Genomic DNA, 18,161 nt, shown 5'->3' on the forward strand with positions numbered 1-18,161 from the left:
TACCACCAAAGTTGCGCCAGAATCCGATGCAAAGACCTTGAGTGGCATCGCCCTGCCGCTATCTGACGGGGGGATGCCGCATGCGATCGAAAGGGAATGTCGAATGACCAGTGGCCGTTTTGCGAAACTCGGATGGGCGGGGCTGATCGGGCTTGCGATCGCGGGCGGACCGGCTGTGCAGGCGGCCGAGACGAAGCCGGCCGTCAGCGCCAGCAAGCGCTGGGAGACCGAGTTTTCCCTTTGGCAGAAGGTCTCCTCCAGCAGCGATCCGGCAGGCTACGAGGCCTATCTGAAGGACTATCCGAACGGCACCTTCGCCTCGATGGCCCGTCTCCGATTGGCCGAACTGAACGCGAGGGGCGTTGCCAGCACCGCTGGTGCGGACGACGGCAAGCCCCAGGATTCCGCAGCCACCGACACCGGCGCCGCCTCGGAGAAGGAAAAGGCCGCGGCTGCCCGCAAGGCCGACGAGGCCGCGCGGCTGAAGGCCGAGCAGGAGGCCAGGGTCGCCGCCGAGGAGCAGCGGGCGGAAGAGGAACGGCTGGCCGCCGAGGCCGAGGCGAAGCGCGTGGCAGAGGCCGAGCGGCAGCGCAAGGAAGAACAGGCGCGCGCGGAGGCCGAGGCGAAGCGGGTTGCCGCGGCGAAGGCCGAGGCGGAACGGCAGCGGGCCGAGGCCGAACGCAAGCGCGCCGAGGAGGCGGCCGAGGCTGAAAGGCTCAAGGCGGAGCAGCAGGCCAAGGCCGAGCTGGCCCGGCTGAAGGCGGAAGAGGAAGCGAAGGCTGCGGCCGAGGCAAAGGCGCGCGCCGATGCGGCCGCCGCGCGGGCCAAGGTCGAGGCGGAGCAGGCGGCTGCCGAACGCGAGCGCGCAATCGCCGCGGCTGAAGCCGAGAAGGCAAAGGCCGAGGAGGAAGCCCGGGCGACTGCGGAAGCACAGGCGAGGGAAGCGCAGGCTAGAGAAACACAGGCGAGGGAAGCACAGGCGAGGGCGGATGCCGCCGCCGAGAAAGCCAAGGCGGAGGCGACTGAGGCCGAGCGCACGAGAGCGGAACAGCAGGCGGCGCAGCCGTCCGCCGCGCCGCCGGTCGCCGAGGGCAGCGTCGCCGACGCGCTCGACACCGAGGCGCTGCCGACCGACGACGAGAATGCGATCGCGAGCCCTGCGGCCGATCCCGACAGCGGCCCGGACAGGGACGCGGATGCGGTCGCAGCCGCGCCCGTCGGCGGGGGCATGGATGGGGACGAAGCCGGGGACGGGCAGGCCGAGCGACTGGCCCGTCGCGAGGACAACAGCTGGAGTCGCGCTGTGCTGAACGGCCGGCCGCAGGCTTTCGAGAACTACCTGCGCGAATTCCCGCAGGGCCGCTTTGCCGATGAGGCGCGCCAGCGCCTTGCCGCGCTTGAGAAGGGTGGCAAGGCCACGGGCGGCGAAGAGCCCGCAGGTGACGTCGCCGCGCGGGAGCCGGCCATCAACGCTCCCGCCGCAACGGCTGCGCCGCTCGGCGCCGGGACGGAGCCGCTCGTTCGCCAGACGCAGCCTGCGCCTTCGCAGCAGCCAAAGGTCTTCCAGACGCCTTCGGACGTGCGCGAGGCCTATCTCGATCCGGCCGCACGCGCCCAGTCGCAGCGCTGGCTGAACGCGCTCGGCTACGGCACCGGCGGGGCGGACGGCGTATACGGTCCGCGCACGCGGGCGGCGATCGCCTCCTGGCAGCGCTCGGCCGGCTATGCCGGCGACGGCTACCTGACGCGCAAGCAGTATCGCGAATTGCGCCAGTCGGCGCGCTTCGCCGAGGCCCGCAGCCGCGAATACGTCGATCGCCAGCGCGCCCGCCGCGACCGCTACTACAATGACGGCTATGGCGTCTACGAAGGCCCGGTCGACGGCTATTACCGCGAAGGTCTGGTCGGCGGCGTTTACGAGGGGCCGGTCGGGGGCGGCTATGGCCCCGGCAGCGACCTGACGATCAGCGGGCCGGGCTACTGAGCGGCCAGCCGACCTGAACGAACAGCCGCCGCGACGACGCATTCGGCGCGGCGGACGCCGTTTCCTGCCAATTGACTTCCGGTGCCTGCAGGCATAATCATCGCCACTATTGGAAGGTGCGTCGGTCCAGTGATGGACGGGCGCTTAAATGGGAACGTGACGGGGTGGACCCAATCAGGGCGCTCCAATCACGGCCGACCCCGCGACTGTAGAGTGGCGAGGCCAATCCAGCCGGTTTGATCAACCGGCAAAGCCACTGGGTGGCGGCATGATGAACCGGGGTCTGGACGCCTCTATGTCTACGAATCGTCCGCCTTTCATGTCGCGCATCACCCGGGAAGGCGAGGGTGGGCCGCAGGCGCAATTCGCGCCCGACGCCGCGAGCCAGGAGACCTGCCGGCCAATGAGGGCATCGTGCCCGACCTGGGGATTTTCCCCGTTGCCAGCACGGAGGTTGTCATGGCTGCATCTAACGTTTCTTCTGTTTCCCTTTCTCTCAACGATCGTCTCTATGCCGGTCTCGTAGCGCTTCTGCTCGGCGGATTCTTGGTGTTCGGCGCAGGCCTCGCCAATTCGTCCGTCCTGCACGACACCGCGCACGACACCCGCCACTCCTACGGCTTTCCCTGCCACTAAGGAGCAGATGTCATGATCGTCAAATATCTCCTGGCCGCTCTGGTGGCCGGGCTGTTCTCCGGTGCCCTGATGACGGTCGCCCAGGAGGCGCGCGTCATTCCGCTGATCCTGCATGCCGAGGAATTCGAGGGCGGCGACGAAGAGCCTGCCGCCCCCGGCGCCGAGGCCCAGCCGGACGCGTCGCACGAGCATTCCGCGCTCGGCATCGGCGCTACGATGTCGGAGGTGGCCGCCTATTTCTCGCCCATCTCGGTGGCCCATGCCCATGAGGGCGAGCACGAGGACGGCGGCATCATGTTCGGCATGAGCCGCTTCTCCGGCACGCTGCTCGCAAACCTCGTCACCGGAGCGGGTTTCGCGCTGCTGTTGGCGGGCGTGAGCCTTGTGACCGGCAATGCGATCACGGTCGCCAACGGGGCGCTGTGGGGCGCTGCCGGCTGGCTTGCCGTGCATCTCCTGCCGGCCATCGGCCTGCCGCCGGAGCTTCCGGGCTTCCCGGCCGCCGACCTCGGCGACAGGCAGGTCTGGTGGGTTGCGACCGTGGTGCTTTCGGCCGTGGGGCTCTACCTGCTGATCCTGAAGGACGGGATTGCGGCGAAGGTCGCGGGCATCGTCCTGATCGGCGCCCCGCAGGTCTATGGCGCGCCGCAGCCTGCCGATATCGCCAGCAACGTGCCGGCCGTGCTCGGCGCGGAGTTCGCCGTGGCGGCGCTCGCAACCACGCTGTTCTTCTGGGTCGTGCTCGGGCTTTCGCTCGGCTTCGCCAACGAGAAGATCGGCGTTTCCGAAAAGGTCGCAGCAAAGGCAGCCTGATGAAAACGACATCGCCCGGAGCCGTCCTGGTTCTGGGCGGTGCGCGTTCCGGAAAATCCGCATTCGCCGAGAGGCTGGCCGCAGAAAGCGGCCTGTCCAAGCACTATATCGCCACCGGCCGTGCCTGGGACGAGGAGATGCGCGCGCGCATCGACCAGCACAAGGCCCAGCGCGGCAGCCATGGCTGGGTGACGCACGAGGAGCCGCTGGCGCTGCCGGAACGCATCAACGACACGGCGCGCGAGGACCGGGTGCTGCTCGTCGATTGCCTGACGCTGTGGGTGACGAACCTGATGCTCGAAAAGCACGATATGGCGGCAGCCTTCGACGATCTCGCGGCCTCCATCGTCACCGCACCCGGCCGCCTCGTGTTCGTCTCCAACGAGGTCGGGCTCGGGATCGTTCCGGACAACCAGATGGCGCGCGAATTCCGCGATCACGCCGGCAGGCTGCACCAGCAGGTGGCGCAGCTTGCCTCCGAAGTCTATCTTGTCGCGGCAGGCCTGCCGCTGAAAATGAAGGGTTGAGCCCATGCTCCAGCAAAAGATCCCCGCTACCGTCATCACCGGCTTCCTCGGCGCGGGCAAGACGACGATGATCCGCAACCTGCTGCAGAACGCGAACGGCAAGCGGATCGCGCTGATCATCAACGAATTCGGCGACCTCGGCGTCGATGGCGACGTGCTCAAGGGTTGCGGCGCGGAGGCCTGCAGCGAGGACGACATCATCGAACTCACCAATGGCTGCATCTGCTGCACCGTCGCCGACGATTTCATTCCGACCATGTCGAAGCTTCTGGAGCGCGACAACCGCCCCGATCACATCGTCATCGAGACCTCGGGCCTGGCGCTGCCGCAGCCGCTCGTTGCCGCCTTCAACTGGCCGGAGATCAAGACGCAGGTGACGGTCGACGGCGTCATCACCGTCGTCGACAGCGCCGCGGTCGCCGCCGGCCGTTTCGCCGACGACCACGACCGGGTGGATGCGCTGCGCGTCGAGGACGACAACCTCGACCACGAGAGCCCGCTGGAGGAACTGTTCGAGGACCAACTGACGGCGGCCGACCTGATCGTTCTGAACAAGACCGATCTGATCGACGCGGCCGGGTTGAAGACGGTGCGCGACGAAGTGGCCTCCCGCACCGCCCGCAAGCCGGCGATGATCGAGGCGAGGAATGGCGACGTCGCCGCCGCCGTGCTGCTCGGCCTCGGCGTCGGTACCGAGGACGATATCAAGAACCGCAAGTCGCATCATGAGCTGGAGCACGAGAACGGCGAGGAACACGACCACGACGAGTTCGACAGCTTCGTCGTCGAACTCGGCCCGGTCGCCGATCCGACCGGTTTCGTGGAGCGGCTGAAGGGCGTCATCGCCGAGCATGACGTGCTGCGCGTCAAAGGTTTCGCCGACGTTCCGGGCAAGCCGATGCGGCTTCTGGTCCAGGCCGTCGGCAGCCGGATCGACCAGTATTTCGAGCGCGCCTGGGCGCCCGGCGAGACCCGTGGCACCCGCCTCGTCGTCATAGGCCTGCACGACATGGACGAGCAGGCCGTGCGCGCTGCGATCGCCGCTGCCGCGGGCTGAGCGGTCGTGTCTGCGGAACAGGGGCGTCGCCGGGACCAAGCTCGGCGACCGGCTGCTCTCTCTTCTCCTGGGCGGAGAGAAGTGCCGAGCGGATGCGAGGCGATGAGGGAGGCTTGGGGCACGCCCTGGCGCCTCGCGCCACCTTCTCATCCGGCCCTGCGGGCCACCTTCTCCCCGATGGGGAGAAGAGGGCGTTTGCTGCGCCTGCGGCAACTCAGACGTGACAACCTTGTCTGTCGGGGAGAGGGCCTGCAGACGAGAGGTGGGTGTAACCTGCCGCGCCGAAGCGGAGAGCCGTCATGCATCTGCTGCTAGCCCAGAAGGGCACCATCGCCGACGGCAAGGAGGCGGTCGATCTCGGCCAGTCGCCGGGCGACGTCCTGTTCCTGTCGGCGGCCGATACGGAACTGGCGTCGATCGCCGCCGCCCATCGCGGCCGGCAGGCGCGGGCCCGGCTGAGGCTCGCAAGCCTCGCCTCGCTGGCCCATCCGATGTCGGTCGATACCTATGTCGAGCGCACGGCGCGGCATGCGAAGCTGATCGTCGTGCGCGCGCTCGGCGGCGCCAGCTATTTCCGCTACGTGCTGGAGGCGCTCCATGCCACGGCGGTGGCACACGGCATCGCCATCGTGGCGCTGCCCGGCGATGACCGGTCGGACGAGGGACTGGTACCGTTCAACCGGATCGCGGACGAGGACCGGCTGCGGCTCTGGGCCTATCTCACCGAGGGGGGCGCGGAGAACGCCGCCCGCTTCCTCGCCTATGCCGATGCGCTCGTCTTCGGCGGCGACAAGCCCGAGGCACCGGCGCCGCTGGAAAAGGCCGGCATCTGGTGGCCGGGGCGGGGCGTGGTCGATTTCGCGACATGGAACAAGGTTTGCCCCTCACCCCGTGAACGGGGAGAGGGGGCGGAAGCGGCAGGTGCCGACTTTCCTTCTCCCCGCTTGCGGGGAGAAGGTGCCCGAAGGGCGGATGAGGGGCATTCGGACGCAATCGTTGCGAGCCCGGCACCCCCCTCTGCCCTGCCGGGCATCTCCCCCTCAGGGGGGGAGATCGGCGAGCCGCTGCCCGCATCGTCCCTATCCGAGGCCGCGTTCGCGGCAAGCAACGCTGCGTTTGTGGCTGGACACGCGCACCATCCGATCTCCCCCCCTGAGGGGGAGATGCCCGGCAGGGCAGAGGGGGGTAATTTCGCGCAAGAACAGTCGAGTGCTGCGGCGGGGCGCGTGGCTGCGGACGCGGCCGCCGAACCCCCGACCGTCGCCATCTGCTTCTACCGCGCCTATGTGCAGAGCGGCGAGACGCGGCCGGTGGAGCTTCTGATCGAGGCGCTGGCGGCCGAGGGCGTGCGGGCGCTGCCGGTCTTCGTCTCCAGCCTCAAGGACCCGGCTTCGATCGAGATCGTGCGGACGGCGTTTGCCGCCGCGCGGCCGGAGGCGGTGCTCAACGCGACGAGCTTCGCCGTCTCCGCACCCGGTAGCAACCGCAGGCCGACGGTGCTGGACGAAACCGGCGCGCAGGTGTTGCAGGTGATCTTTTCCGGCTCCTCCCGCGAGGCCTGGCAGGCGTCGGGCCAGGGCTTGACGGCGCGCGACCTCGGCATGAACGTATCGCTGCCGGAGGTGGACGGGCGGATACTGGCGCGGGCCGTCTCGTTCAAGGCGGCCGCCCGCTGGGACGCCGAGGTCGAGACGAACATCGTAAGCCTCGAGCCGGTCGAGGACCGGATCCGCTTTTCGGCCCGGCTGGCGGCCAACTGGGCGCGGCTGCGGCGGGCAGGGGCTGGCGAGCGCCGCGTCGCGCTGGTGATGGCGAACTATCCGAACCGTGACGGCCGGCTCGGCAACGGCGTCGGGCTGGACACGCCGGCGGGCACGCTCGAGATACTGCGAAAGATGCAGGCGGACGGCTATGCGGTCGCCGACCTGCCTGCCGACGGCGATGCGCTGATCGCGCACCTGATGGCGGGGCCGACCAATGCGGCGAACGATGGACGCGAGATCCGCGAGACGATTTCGCTGAATCAATACAAGCGTTTCTTTGCGTCTCTTCCCAGGGCGATTCAGGGTGAGGTGACAGCCCGCTGGGGCGCGCCGGAGGCGGATCCCTTCGTGGCCGGCGACGTTTTCGCGCTGCCGCTCTGCCGTTTCGGCGGGACGCTGGTCGGCATCCAGCCGGCGCGCGGCTACAACATCGACCCGAAGGAAACCTATCATTCGCCGGACCTCGTGCCGCCGCACGGCTATTTCGCCTTCTACGCCTATCTGCGGGCGGTCTGCGGCGTCCATGCGATCGTCCATGTCGGCAAGCACGGCAACCTCGAATGGCTGCCGGGCAAGGCGCTGGCGCTGTCGGAGGCCTGCTATCCGGAGGCCGTCTTCGGTCCGGTGCCGCATCTCTATCCCTTCATCGTCAACGATCCGGGCGAGGGCACGCAAGCCAAGCGCCGCTCCGCCGCCGTCATCATCGACCACCTGACGCCGCCCCTGACGCGGGCGGAGACCTACGGGCCGCTGAAGGACCTCGAGGCGCTGGTGGACGAATACTACGACGCCTCGGGCGGCGATCCGCGGCGGCTGCGGCTCCTGAGCCGGCAGATCCTCGACCTCGTCCGCGACATCGGCCTAGACCAGGATGCCGGCATTGCCCGGTCCGACGGGGAGGAGGCGGCGCTGCAGAAACTCGACGCCTATCTCTGCGACCTGAAGGAGATGCAGATCCGCGACGGCCTGCACGTCTTCGGGGTGTCGCCATCGGGCCGGCTCCTGACCGACCTGACGCTGGCGCTGGCGCGGGTGCCGCGCGGGCTCGGCGAAGGCGGCGACGCCAGCCTGCAGCGCGCGATCGCGGCGGATGCGCTGGGTGGTGGTTCGGCTGTCGACATCGCTGCCACACGGGATGCAGCCCCCTCTGCCCTGCCGGGTATCTCCCCCCCAAGGGGGGAGATCGGTACCGGGCGAATGGCGGTGGTCCATGCGGATGGCAGTGGGCGTGGTGACGCGGTTGGTGCGGACACGGCGGTTGACGGCCACGCTGGTGATGGGCGGGGCCTCGCCCCATCGATCTCCCCCCTCGAGGGGGAGATGCCCGGCAGGGCAGAGGGGGGTAGCCCCCCGCACACGACATTTGACCCGCTCGACTGCTTACCCTCCGATCCGTGGACGGGGCCGAGGCCGGAGATCCTGGCTTCGCAGACCGACGCCCCGTGGCGCTCGGTCGGCGACACCGTGGAGCGTATCGAACTGCTGGCGACGAAGCTCGTTTCCGGTGACTTGCCTTGCCCGGATGGCTGGGAGGCGACGCAGGCGGTGCTGGACCAGGTTGGACGGTCGATCGGCCCCGCCATCGAAGCCTGCGGCGAAGCGGAGATGACGGCGCTGATGCGCGGGCTCTCCGGCCGCTTCGTCGAGCCCGGCCCGTCCGGCGCGCCGACGCGCGGGCGTCCGGACGTGCTGCCGACGGGGCGCAACTTCTATTCCGTCGACAGCCGCGCCGTGCCGACGCCGGCGGCGTGGGAGCTGGGCAGGAAGTCGGCGGAACTGCTGGTGACGCGCTATGCGCAGGATCATGGCGAATGGCCGACCTCGTTCGGCATCACCGCCTGGGGCACCGCGAACATGCGCACCGGCGGGGACGACATCGCCCAGGCGCTGGCACTGATCGGCGCGAAGCCCGTGTGGGACACGGTCTCAAGGCGGGTGACCGGCTACGAGATCATCCCTCCCGCGCTTTTGCGCCGGCCGCGCGTCGACGTCACACTGCGCATCTCCGGCTTCTTCCGCGACGCCTTTCCCGAACAGATCGCGCTGTTCGACCGGGCCGTGCGCGCTATCGGGGCGCTGGACGAGGACGGCGAGGACAATCCGATCGCAGCGCGTATGCGGGCCGAGGCGGCAGCCCTTGCCACCGACGGCGCCAGCGAAAGCGAGGCGCAGGCCATGGCCGGCTACCGTGTCTTCGGGGCCAAACCCGGCACTTACGGCGCCGGGCTGCAGACGATGATGGACGAGGGGCTCTGGCAGGACCGGGGCGACCTTGCCGAGGCCTGGCTCGCCTGGGGCGCACATGCCTATGCCGGCGAGGGCGAGGACGTTTCCAGCCGCGACCGGCTGGAGGCGCGGATGAAGAGCCTGCAGGCGATCGTCCAGAACCAGGACAACCGCGAGCACGACCTGCTCGACAGCGACGAATACTATCAGTTCGAGGGCGGCATGGCGGCCGCGGTCGCGCACCTGACGGGATCGCAGCCTGTCGTCTACCACAACGACCATTCGCGGCCGGAGAAGCCGGTGGTGCGCACGCTCGAGGACGAGATCGGCCGCGTCGTGCGCGCCCGCGTCGTCAATCCGAAGTGGATCGACGGCATGATGCGCCATGGCTACAAGGGCGCCTTCGAGCTTGCCGCGACCGTCGACTTCATGTTCGCCTTCGCCGCGACCACGGGAGCGGTGAAGGACCATCATTTCGAGGCGGTCTACACGGCCTATCTTCTCGACGAGCGCGTGCGCGCCTTCCTGGCCGAGAAGAACCCCGCAGCGCTGAAGGAGATGTCGGACCGGCTGGTCGAGGCGATCGACCGCCGGCTGTGGTCGCCGCGTTCGAACTCGGCGCGGTTCGCGCTGGAGGAGATCGCCGGCAGGAGGAGGGCGTCATGAGCGGGCTTTCCGGACGCTGCCTGTGCAGGTCGGTGCGTTTTATGGTTTCTGGCCCGATCATCCGCACCGGCCATTGCCATTGCGAAAGCTGCCGGCGGGCGACGTCCTCGCCGGTGACGATGCCGAAACCCGAGAATTGAGGAGCACGCCATGAGCGATACCGATACCGACACTGTCAAAGAGGTGGGCAACGAGGCCGGCATGACCGAGGCCGAACTCGCGCGCCATTCGGAGAAGATGGCCAAGAAGAAGCAGGCCCGCGAGAAAATCATGGCCACCAAGACGGACGAGAAGGGCCTGGTCATCGTCCATACCGGCAAGGGCAAGGGCAAGTCGACCGCAGGCTTCGGCATGATCTTCCGGCACATCGCCCATGGCAAGCCGTCGGCCGTCGTGCAGTTCATCAAGGGCGCGATGAAGACCGGCGAGCGCGAGCTGATCGAGACGCATTTCTCCGATCTCTGCCAGTTTTACACGCTTGGCGAGGGCTTCACCTGGGAGACGCAGGACCGGGCGCGCGACGTCGCCATGGCGCAGAAGGCCTGGGAGAAGGCGAAGGAACTGATCCTCGACGAGCGCAATTCGATGGTGCTGCTCGACGAGATCAACATCGCGCTGCGCTACGACTACATCGACGTCAACGAGGTCGTGGCGTTCCTGCAGGCGCAGAAGCCGCACATGACGCATGTCGTCCTGACCGGGCGCAATGCCAAGGACGAACTGATCGAGATCGCCGACCTCGTCACCGAGATGGAGCTCGTCAAGCATCCGTTCCGCTCCGGCATCAAGGCCCAGATCGGCGTCGAATTCTGATCGGGCCCGCGATGCCGGCCGGCTAGAAGCCCAGCCAGGCGCGCAGCGGATTGGCGGGGTCGGCCAGGAGGCGGAGCGCGAGCGCGATGCTGGTGACGACCAGCAGCGGCTTGATGATCCTTGCGCCTTTTCGCATGGCGAAGCGGGAGCCGACCTGTGCGCCGAGGAACTGGCCGATGCCCATGGTGATTCCGACCTTCCAGAGCACGACGCCATAGCCGAGGAAGAAGGCGAAGGCGCCGGCATTGGAGCCGAAGTTCAGAAACTTGGTGTTGGCCGTCGCCTTGAGGATGCCGAAGCCTGCGAGCGAGACAAAGGCGAGCATGAAGAACGAGCCGGTGCCGGGGCCGAAGACGCCGTCGTAGAAGCCGATCAGCGGCACTACCGACAGGGTGAAGGCCAATTCCGACAGGCGGCGATGCTTGTCGACGTCGCCGATGCTCGGCTTCAGCGCGAAATAGAGCGCAATGCCGAGGAGCAGGAAGGGCAAGACCGCCCGCAGCGCCTCGCCGGGGATGACGGTGGCGAGGGCTGCGCCGAACGCCGCGCCGATCGCGGCCAGCGCGGCCATCGGCAATTGGCGCCGGACCTCGACATGGCCGGCGCCGGCATAGGCGACCGTGGCGGAGCCGGATCCGAACAGCGACTGCAGCTTGTTGGTGCCCAGCGCTTCCAGCGGCGGGATCCCGGCGATCAGCATGGCGGGGATCGTGATCATGCCGCCGCCGCCGGCGATGGCATCGATGAAGCCGGCGACAAAGGCTGCGAGGAACAGGAGGAGAAGAATCTGCAGTGTGACGTCGACCACGTGGGAGTCCGGGCAGGCTGGAGAAAGGAACGGCTCTCCTTGTCAGAACCGGCCGGCAAATGCAAAGCCGAAAGCGATGGGCGCGAAAAGCCGTGGCCATCGGCCCGCGCGTCGTCCGTTCCGCAGGGGGGCTCAGGCACGCAACCGGCCGCCCCTCTTTGGCGGTCGATTTCCACGACCATGCCGCTTCCGTTCCATCCGACGGCGCAAACCCGTTTGACCGGGAAATGCCGCTTCGGTAAACAGGTCGGACATGCGGCGGTGCCCCTTTGTCGGGCCGGACAGGTGCCTGGAGCGGCCGACCTTCGAAGGGGCCAGATCCGGGGCTGCCGAGACGGATCACCCGCACCGCGCATGTCCAGGGGGAACGAGGACAGCGGGATGACGCAGGCGGTGCAGGTGAACGACGGTGCGACACGCTTGCTGGTGCTGGGTCTTGGCTGCGAGCGCGGAACGGCTGCGGCTGAGGTGATCGGTCTGGCCGAGGAGGCGCTGCACGCCGCCGGGCAGGATCGCCGTCTGGTGCTGATCGCCTCTCTCGATACCCGGGCCGGGGAGCCGGCGATGCTGGCTGCGGCCCGGCACTTCGACGTTCCGTTCCGCACCTTCGATGCAACAAGGCTCGAGGCCGAGACCCCGCGGCTCGCCAATCCCTCGGATATCGTCTTCCGCCATACCGGATGCCATGGCGTTGCCGAGGCCGCAGCGCTTGCCGCGGCCGGCGCCGGTGCGCGGCTGGTCGTGCCAAAGGTGCGCTCTGTGCATGCGACCGCTGCGATCGCGGAATCTTTTCAACCGATTGCGAAAGTTTCCTCAGGCAATGAATCCGCCGCTTCGATTGGGGTGAGGGCCGGCTGATGGATGCGCTGTTTTCCTCCCTGCCCGAACTGGAGCCCGGCAGCGTCTGGCTCGTCGGCGCCGGTCCGGGCGACGCCGGGCTGCTGACGATGCTGGCCGTGCACGGCTTGCGTCAGGCCGACGTCATCGTGCACGACGCGCTCGTCAACGCCGATTGCCTGCGGTTCGTAAGGCCCGACGCTGCGATCGAGTTCGCCGGCAAGCGCGGCGGCAAGCCCTCGCCGAAGCAGCGCGACATCTCGCTCCGACTGGTTGAACTCGCACGGGCCGGCAAGCGCGTCCTGCGGCTGAAGGGGGGCGACCCGTTCGTGTTCGGCCGCGGCGGCGAGGAGGCGCTGACGCTGGTCGAGCACAGGATCGCCTTCCGCGTGGTGCCGGGCATCACCGCCGGCATCGGCGGGCTCGCCTATGCCGGGATCCCGGTGACGCATCGCGAGGTGAACCATGCGGTGACATTCCTGACCGGGCACGATTCCTCGGGCGTCGTGCCCGATCGCATCGACTGGGCGGCGATCGCCGCCGGCTCGCCGGTGATCGTCATGTACATGGCGATGAAGCACATCGGCCAGATTTCGGCAAAGCTGATCGCAGCCGGCCGTTCGCCGGACGAGCCCATGGCCTTTGTCTGCAATGCCGCAACCGCCGGGCAGGCCGTGCTGGAGACAACGCTTTCGCGTTCGGAAGCCGACGCGGCGGCCGCCGGGCTGGAGCCGCCGGCGATCGTCGTGGTCGGCGAGGTCGTCCGGCTGCGCGGCTCGCTCGACTGGCTCGGTGCGCTGCGCGAGGGCAGGGTGCTGGTGCCCGATCCGCTCGGCGCCCGCACGCTGAAGGACCCCGCATGAGCGGGCTGATGATCGCAGCCCCGGCTTCCGGCTCGGGCAAGACGACGGTCACGCTCGGCCTTCTGCGGGCACTGTCGGACGCGGGCGTCGCGCTCTCGCCGGGCAAGGCCGGTCCCGACTACATCGATCCCGCCTTCCATACTGCCGCCGCCCGGTCGGTCTGCCTGAACTACGATCCCTGGGCGATGCGGCCGGGCCTTATGGTCGACAATGCCGCTGGACAGCAGCGCGGCGACCGGTTGCTCCTCGTCGAGGCGATGATGGGGCTGTTCGACGGGGCCGCCGACGGCAACGGCGCGCCGGCCGACCTCGCTGCGATGCTCGAACTGCCCGTGGTGCTGGTCGTCGATTGCAGCCGGCTGTCGCACTCGGTCGCCGCCCTCGTGCAGGGCTATATCCGCTTCCGCGACGACGTTCACGTCGGCGGCGTGATCCTGAACAAGGTCGGCAGCGAGCGCCATGAGGCGATGCTGCGATCGGCGCTGGAGAAGGCGGGCATCGCCATCTTTGGCGCGATCCGGCACGATCCCGCGCTGGCCCTTCCCGAGCGCCATCTCGGACTGGTGCAGGCCGGCGAGCATGCGGGGCTGGAGGCGTTTGTCGGGCGAGCAGCGGAGACCGTTCGCCGCAGCGTCGACCTTGAAGCTTTGCTGGCCATGGCCGGGCAGGGCGGGGTGTCGGCCGCCGTGGGCGATGTGGCGCGCCTGCCGCCGCTCGGCCGGCGCATCGCGGTCGCCCGCGACAACGCCTTTGCCTTCATCTACCCGCATTTGCTCGCCGGGTGGTCCGGGCAGGGCGCGGAGATCTCCTTTTTCTCGCCGCTCGCCGACGAGGCGCCGCAGGCGGGGTGCGATGCGGTGTTCCTGCCCGGCGGTTATCCCGAACTGCACGGCGCCCGCCTGGCCGATGCCGGACATTTCCGTGACGGCCTGCGCGCTGCGGCCGGGCGCGGCGTGCGGATCTACGGCGAATGCGGGGGCTACATGGTGCTGGGCGAGGGGCTGATCGATGCGGAGGGAAACCGGCACCGCATGCTCGGCCTGCTGCCGCTCGTCACCAGTTTTTCTGAGCGCCGGCGCCAACTCGGCTACCGGCGGCTGAGCCCGCTTCCGGGGTCGGGCTTCAGCCATGCGATGACCGCGCATGAGTTCCACTATTCGACCGTGGCGCGCGAGGGCGAGGCGGATCGGCTGTTCTCGGTGGCTGACGCGACGGGGCAGGATCTCGGCGTCGCGGGCCTGCGCCGGGACAACGTCGCCGGCTCCTACATGCACGTGATCGACCTTGCGGAGGAGAGACGATGACCGAGGCGCCGATCCAGCACGGCGGCGGCATTTCGGCGGCGGCCGAGCGTCATGGCGGGCGGCCGGAGGAGTGGCTGGACCTGTCCACAGGCATCAATCCGCGGCCGGTGGCGCTGCCGCCGGTCGACGCTGCTGCCTGGCACCGCCTGCCGGATCGGGGAAGGCTCGACGAGACGCGGCAGGCGGCCGCCCGCTACTACGGCGCCGGCAGGTGCCCGCCGCTGCCGGTTCCTGGAACGCAGGCGGCGATCCAGTTGCTGCCGCGGCTGGTGCCCGCGGGCCGGCGCGTCGCCATCCTGTCTCCGACCTACGGCGAATATGCGCGCGTGCTGCGCGCGGCAGGATGCGCGGTGGATGAAATCGGCACGCTCGACGGTGTCCGTGACGACCACGGGCTCGTGGTGGCGGTCAACCCCAACAATCCCGACGGTCGCCTGCATCGGCCGGAGGAGCTCTTGCTTGCGCGCGAGCGGCTGGCGCGGTCGGGCGGCACGCTGGTGGTGGACGAGGCTTTCGGCGACATGGTGCCCGGGGCTTCGCTTGCGGCCCATGCGGGTGCCGCGCCGGGGCTGGTGGTGTTCCGTTCCTTCGGCAAGTTCTTCGGCCTTGCCGGCCTGCGGCTGGGCTTCGTCCTGGGCGAGGCGGGTCTGCTGGCGGATTTTTCCGAGTGGCTCGGTCCCTGGGCGGTCTCCGGGCCGGCCCTGACGATAGCGACGCGCCTGATGGCAGGCGACTGTGCGCCGATCCGGCAGTCTATCGCGGAGCGCAAGGTGGCGCTGGATACGGTGCTGCGGCAAGCCGGGCTCGATGTCGTCGGCGGAACGGCGCTGTTCTCGCTTGTCTCGCATCCGCGGGCCGCGGACGTCCACGAGGCGCTGTGCCGGCAGCATGTGCTCGTGCGGCCGTTCGCCTATGAGCGGACCTGGCTGCGCTTCGGGCTTGCCCCGGATGAGAACGCCGATCGTCGCCTGGCCCAGGCCCTGACACAGGCCCTGACCCAAGCCCCGGCCCCGGCTTTGGCCGGCGTGCCCGCGCGGCCCGGCGCCTGAGCGAAGGGCTTCATCCATGACCCTCACGCTGATCGTCCTCGCCGCCGCCCTGGTGATCGACCGCATCGTCGGCGATCCGCCGAAGCTCTGGGAGCGGCTGCCGCATCCCGTTGTGGTGTTCGGGCGGGCCATCTCCTTCGTCGACCGGTTGTTCAACGCCAAGCGGATGACGCCGGAGACGCGGCGTTTCAACGGTGCGGTGGCGATCGGCGCGCTCCTGGCCGCGAGCATGCTGGCCGGATCGGTGATCCACGGCCTTCTGGGCCTGCTCGGCTGGCCCGGGCTCGTCCTCGAAGCGGCCGTCGTCGCGCTGTTCCTTGCCCAGAAGAGCCTCGCCGACCATGTGGGCGCGGTGGCGGACGGGCTGCGGCAAGACGGGCTCGCGGGCGGGCGGCGGGCGGTGTCGATGATCGTCGGCCGCGATCCGGCGACGCTGGACGAACCGGCGGTCTGCCGGGCGGCGATCGAGAGCCTTGCGGAGAACTTTTCCGACGGCGTCGTGGCGCCCGCACTCTGGTATGCGCTGCTGGGGCTGCCGGGACTGCTGGCCTACAAGATGCTCAACACGGCCGATTCGATGATCGGCCACCGGAACGCGAAATACCTGGAGTTCGGCTGGGCCGCCGCCAGGCTTGACGACCTTGCCAACTGGCCGGCGGCGCGGCTCTCCATCGTGCTCATCGCCCTGGGCGCCCGGGTGGCGATCGGCGGGTGGGCGGCGCGGGCGGCGCTCGACCTGGCCTTGCGCGACAGCGGCCTGCACCGCTCGCCCAATTCGGGCTGGCCGGAGGCGGCGATGGCGGGCGCGCTCGGGCTCGGGCTTGCCGGCCCGCGCGTCTATGGCGGCGTGCGGGTGGACGAGCCGATGATGAACGCGGCCGGGCGCACCGCCGCGACGCCGGACGATATCCGCCGCGGGATCGCGGTGTTCAACCGCGCCTGCGATGCGCTGGTGCTATTTGCACTTGCCGGTGCGGCCCTGGCGGCGATCGTCTAGAGTCTGTCCGGGCTAGATTGCAGCATTCTGCCGGAGCAGGTTTTCGTTGGGGCAACGGCGATTGGCGAAGGGCATACCACAGGGTCTGTCCGAGCCGATCGCCGTTGATCCCTACGGAAAGATGCCCGGCCCTTCGGGTTGGCTGAAACGGGCCGGCTGATCGCCCGGCTGGCTTGGCCGTATGCTTGGGCTACGACACGCGCCAGCCGGGCGACCATCCGACTCCGTTTGAGCCAACAGAATGCTGCAATCTAGCCCGGACAGACTCTAGGCTCTTGAGGTCCCGGAAATCTCGGAACTGCCGGCAGGCCAGGCGGACAACGCCTGTTCGGCGACGGCTTCCAGCCTGTCGCGGCTGAAGCCGGCCTTGGCCTGAACCGCCATGCCATGCGTGACGGCCATCAGGAATGCCGCAAGGGCCTCGGGCCTCGCCGTCTGCGGCAGGTCGCCTTCGGCCCTTGCCCGTTCGAAGCGTTCACGAAGCTGCGTCTCGGCGACCGCGCGTGCTTCTATCAATGTCTGTCGCACGGGTTCCGCCTCATCCGATCCGGCCAACGCCCCGTTGATGACGAGGCACCCGGTGTGATCGGGGTAGCGGGTGTTGAGATCGAGCGCACCGTAGAGGATGCGCGCCGCGACGTCCCGGGCCGTCGGTCGGTCGAGCGCTTCGGGCAGGTAGTCGAAGTACCGCTCGCAATAGCGATCCAGGGCCTGGCGGAAGAGCGCTTCCTTGTTGCCGAATGCCGAATAGAGGGCGGGTCGCTCCACACCCGTGGCCTCGGTCAGGTCGGTGTAGGAGGCGCCCTCGTAGCCCTTGCGCCAGAAGACGCACAGCGCGGCATCCAGCGCTTTCTCCACGTCAAATTCGCGATGACGCCCCATATGTCCGATCCCGTCTTTTCATAATGACCGTTATTAAACCACTTGACGATGTGGGTCAAATTTCATACCGATCGTTATCGTAACGATCATTATTAAAACGGGCATATCGCTCGCAGCGGCGCCCGATGGCGATGGAAGGGATTCGCTCATGTCGAACATATTGAAAGGCAAGGTCGCGCTCGTGACTGGAGGCTCGCGCGGGCTCGGCGCTGCCGTGGCGGAGGCACTTGCCGACCAGGGGGCGGATGTGGCGATCAGCTACGTCGCGTCGGCCGACAAGGCCGAAGCCGTGGTCGGGAAGCTGAAGGCGAAAGGGGTCATGGCCCTCGCGATCCGCAGCGACCAGGCGGACATGGGGGCGGCCAAACCGCTGGTCGAGACGGTGGCGGCGCATTTCGGCAGGCTCGACATCCTCGTCAACAATGCGGCGATCGCCGTGCAGGGCAGGACGGTCGACGACCCCGAACTCGACACGGTCAATCTCGATCGCCAGTGGCAGGTCAACGTCATGGGCGCAGTGGCGACCACGCGCGCGGCGGCGCCGGTGCTGCCGGACGGCGGCCGGATCATCTTCATCGGCTCCCTGCTGGGCAGCCGCGTCCCGTTCGCCGGCGTCGCTGACTATTCCGGAACCAAGGCGGCCATCGCCGGATATGCGCGGGGCGTCGCCCGCGACCTCGGCGGACGCAACATCACGGTCAACGTCGTCCAGCCCGGCATCATGCCGACCGACATGGCGGCCGAAGTGCGCGACAAGCTGCCCGACGCGGTCATGGACCTGCATCCGATCCGCCGGATCGCGACGCTCGAGGAGGTGTCGGCCACCGTCTGCTTCCTGGCGGGACCGAACGGCGGCTACATCACGGGCGGCGTGATCGACGTGGCCGGCGGCCTGCAGGTGTAGCGCTCAAGGGCGGGCGCCCGCGAGGGCGTCCG

The 18,161-nt window shown here is 68.8% G+C and carries 16 protein-coding genes and 1 riboswitch; of the genes, 14 read left to right on the forward strand and 2 right to left on the reverse strand.

Features of this window, described 5'->3' with window-relative positions; translation table 11 throughout:
- The first annotated feature begins 103 nt into the window (after nt 1-103).
- The 8 genes from LQK81_RS07870 (at nt 104) to cobO (ending at nt 10,485) form a co-directional block, all read left to right on the forward strand.
- Nucleotides 104-1,984 (forward strand): peptidoglycan-binding domain-containing protein, encoded by a 1,881-nt coding sequence (locus tag LQK81_RS07870; RefSeq protein ID WP_230805086.1) that lies wholly within the window; start codon nt 104-106, stop codon nt 1,982-1,984.
- A 98-nt stretch (nt 1,985-2,082) separates the two neighbouring features.
- A riboswitch (cobalamin riboswitch) is annotated at nt 2,083-2,399 on the forward strand.
- Nucleotides 2,400-2,443: 44 nt separating this feature from the next.
- The gene (locus LQK81_RS07875; protein WP_230805088.1) at nt 2,444-2,620 is read left to right on the forward strand and encodes a CbtB domain-containing protein; all 177 of its coding nucleotides are present in this window, start codon (nt 2,444-2,446) and stop codon (nt 2,618-2,620) included.
- 12 nt (nt 2,621-2,632) lie between these two features.
- Nucleotides 2,633-3,433, forward strand: coding sequence for a CbtA family protein (locus tag LQK81_RS07880; protein WP_230805090.1), 801 nt, complete (start codon nt 2,633-2,635; stop codon nt 3,431-3,433).
- Complete coding sequence (gene cobU / locus LQK81_RS07885; protein WP_230805092.1) at nt 3,433-3,960, forward strand: bifunctional adenosylcobinamide kinase/adenosylcobinamide-phosphate guanylyltransferase; 528 nt, start codon at nt 3,433-3,435, stop codon at nt 3,958-3,960. Before LQK81_RS07880 ends, cobU begins: the two co-directional genes overlap by 1 nt.
- 4 nt (nt 3,961-3,964) lie before the next feature.
- Nucleotides 3,965-5,017 (forward strand): cobalamin biosynthesis protein CobW, encoded by a 1,053-nt coding sequence (cobW, locus tag LQK81_RS07890; RefSeq protein ID WP_230805093.1) that lies wholly within the window; start codon nt 3,965-3,967, stop codon nt 5,015-5,017.
- Nucleotides 5,018-5,316: 299 nt separating this feature from the next.
- Complete coding sequence (cobN, locus tag LQK81_RS07895; RefSeq protein WP_230805095.1) at nt 5,317-9,672, forward strand: cobaltochelatase subunit CobN; 4,356 nt, start codon at nt 5,317-5,319, stop codon at nt 9,670-9,672.
- Nucleotides 9,669-9,812: a GFA family protein gene (locus LQK81_RS07900; protein WP_230805097.1), complete on the forward strand. Its 144-nt coding sequence runs from the start codon at nt 9,669-9,671 to the stop codon at nt 9,810-9,812. The genes cobN and LQK81_RS07900 overlap by 4 nt, the downstream gene beginning before the upstream one ends.
- Before the next feature lie 61 nt (nt 9,813-9,873).
- On the forward strand, nt 9,874-10,485 hold the full coding sequence (cobO, locus tag LQK81_RS07905; protein ID WP_230805624.1) for a cob(I)yrinic acid a,c-diamide adenosyltransferase: 612 nt from the start codon (nt 9,874-9,876) through the stop codon (nt 10,483-10,485).
- A 22-nt stretch (nt 10,486-10,507) separates the two neighbouring features.
- Here the strand turns inward: cobO and LQK81_RS07910 are convergent, their stop codons facing one another.
- Nucleotides 10,508-11,293: a TSUP family transporter gene (locus tag LQK81_RS07910; RefSeq protein WP_230805099.1), complete on the reverse strand. Its 786-nt coding sequence runs from the start codon at nt 11,291-11,293 to the stop codon at nt 10,508-10,510.
- Nucleotides 11,294-11,674: 381 nt separating this feature from the next.
- Here LQK81_RS07910 and LQK81_RS07915 point away from each other — a divergent pair, with 381 nt between their 5' ends.
- From LQK81_RS07915 to cbiB, 5 genes are read left to right on the forward strand one after another with little or no spacing between them, the layout of a single operon-like run.
- On the forward strand, nt 11,675-12,151 hold the full coding sequence (locus LQK81_RS07915) for a cobalamin biosynthesis protein (RefSeq protein ID WP_230805101.1): 477 nt from the start codon (nt 11,675-11,677) through the stop codon (nt 12,149-12,151).
- Nucleotides 12,151-12,993 carry a uroporphyrinogen-III C-methyltransferase gene (gene cobA, locus LQK81_RS07920; RefSeq protein ID WP_230805103.1) on the forward strand — a complete coding sequence of 281 codons (843 nt, stop codon included), beginning with the start codon at nt 12,151-12,153 and terminating at the stop codon, nt 12,991-12,993. The genes LQK81_RS07915 and cobA overlap by 1 nt, the downstream gene beginning before the upstream one ends.
- A complete protein-coding gene (locus LQK81_RS07925; protein WP_230805105.1) occupies nt 12,990-14,297 on the forward strand; it encodes a cobyrinate a,c-diamide synthase in 1,308 nt (435 codons plus the stop codon). Before cobA ends, LQK81_RS07925 begins: the two co-directional genes overlap by 4 nt.
- Nucleotides 14,294-15,346 carry a threonine-phosphate decarboxylase CobD gene (cobD, locus tag LQK81_RS07930; protein ID WP_230805116.1) on the forward strand — a complete coding sequence of 351 codons (1,053 nt, stop codon included), beginning with the start codon at nt 14,294-14,296 and terminating at the stop codon, nt 15,344-15,346. The genes LQK81_RS07925 and cobD overlap by 4 nt, the downstream gene beginning before the upstream one ends.
- 16 nt (nt 15,347-15,362) lie before the next feature.
- Nucleotides 15,363-16,343: an adenosylcobinamide-phosphate synthase CbiB gene (gene cbiB / locus LQK81_RS07935; RefSeq protein WP_230805118.1), complete on the forward strand. Its 981-nt coding sequence runs from the start codon at nt 15,363-15,365 to the stop codon at nt 16,341-16,343.
- A gap of 267 nt (nt 16,344-16,610) precedes the next feature.
- Here the strand turns inward: cbiB and LQK81_RS07940 are convergent, their stop codons facing one another.
- Nucleotides 16,611-17,225, reverse strand: a complete 615-nt coding sequence (locus tag LQK81_RS07940; RefSeq protein ID WP_230805120.1) for a TetR/AcrR family transcriptional regulator — start codon at nt 17,223-17,225, stop codon at nt 16,611-16,613.
- A gap of 148 nt (nt 17,226-17,373) precedes the next feature.
- Between LQK81_RS07940 and LQK81_RS07945 the strand changes: the two genes are divergently transcribed.
- Nucleotides 17,374-18,129: an SDR family NAD(P)-dependent oxidoreductase gene (locus tag LQK81_RS07945; RefSeq protein WP_230805122.1), complete on the forward strand. Its 756-nt coding sequence runs from the start codon at nt 17,374-17,376 to the stop codon at nt 18,127-18,129.
- The last annotated feature ends 32 nt before the right edge of the window (nt 18,130-18,161 follow it).

The sequence above is a fragment of the Rhizobium sp. GN54 genome (assembly GCF_021026345.1).
In the GTDB taxonomy this organism is placed as follows: domain Bacteria; phylum Pseudomonadota; class Alphaproteobacteria; order Rhizobiales; family Rhizobiaceae; genus Mycoplana.

Coding starts and splice junctions, on each gene's coding strand:
- LQK81_RS07940 (WP_230805120.1), bottom strand. CDS start 17,225: ATGGGGCGTCATCGCGAATTTGACGTGGAGAAAGCGCTGGATGCCGCG.
- LQK81_RS07875 (WP_230805088.1), top strand. CDS start 2,444: ATGGCTGCATCTAACGTTTCTTCTGTTTCCCTTTCTCTCAACGATCGT.
- cbiB (WP_230805118.1), top strand. CDS start 15,363: ATGACCCTCACGCTGATCGTCCTCGCCGCCGCCCTGGTGATCGACCGC.
- cobA (WP_230805103.1), top strand. CDS start 12,151: ATGGATGCGCTGTTTTCCTCCCTGCCCGAACTGGAGCCCGGCAGCGTC.
- cobU (WP_230805092.1), top strand. CDS start 3,433: ATGAAAACGACATCGCCCGGAGCCGTCCTGGTTCTGGGCGGTGCGCGT.
- cobD (WP_230805116.1), top strand. CDS start 14,294: ATGACCGAGGCGCCGATCCAGCACGGCGGCGGCATTTCGGCGGCGGCC.
- cobO (WP_230805624.1), top strand. CDS start 9,874: ATGACCGAGGCCGAACTCGCGCGCCATTCGGAGAAGATGGCCAAGAAG.
- LQK81_RS07945 (WP_230805122.1), top strand. CDS start 17,374: ATGTCGAACATATTGAAAGGCAAGGTCGCGCTCGTGACTGGAGGCTCG.
- cobW (WP_230805093.1), top strand. CDS start 3,965: ATGCTCCAGCAAAAGATCCCCGCTACCGTCATCACCGGCTTCCTCGGC.
- cobN (WP_230805095.1), top strand. CDS start 5,317: ATGCATCTGCTGCTAGCCCAGAAGGGCACCATCGCCGACGGCAAGGAG.
- LQK81_RS07915 (WP_230805101.1), top strand. CDS start 11,675: ATGACGCAGGCGGTGCAGGTGAACGACGGTGCGACACGCTTGCTGGTG.
- LQK81_RS07870 (WP_230805086.1), top strand. CDS start 104: ATGACCAGTGGCCGTTTTGCGAAACTCGGATGGGCGGGGCTGATCGGG.
- LQK81_RS07925 (WP_230805105.1), top strand. CDS start 12,990: ATGAGCGGGCTGATGATCGCAGCCCCGGCTTCCGGCTCGGGCAAGACG.
- LQK81_RS07900 (WP_230805097.1), top strand. CDS start 9,669: ATGAGCGGGCTTTCCGGACGCTGCCTGTGCAGGTCGGTGCGTTTTATG.
- LQK81_RS07880 (WP_230805090.1), top strand. CDS start 2,633: ATGATCGTCAAATATCTCCTGGCCGCTCTGGTGGCCGGGCTGTTCTCC.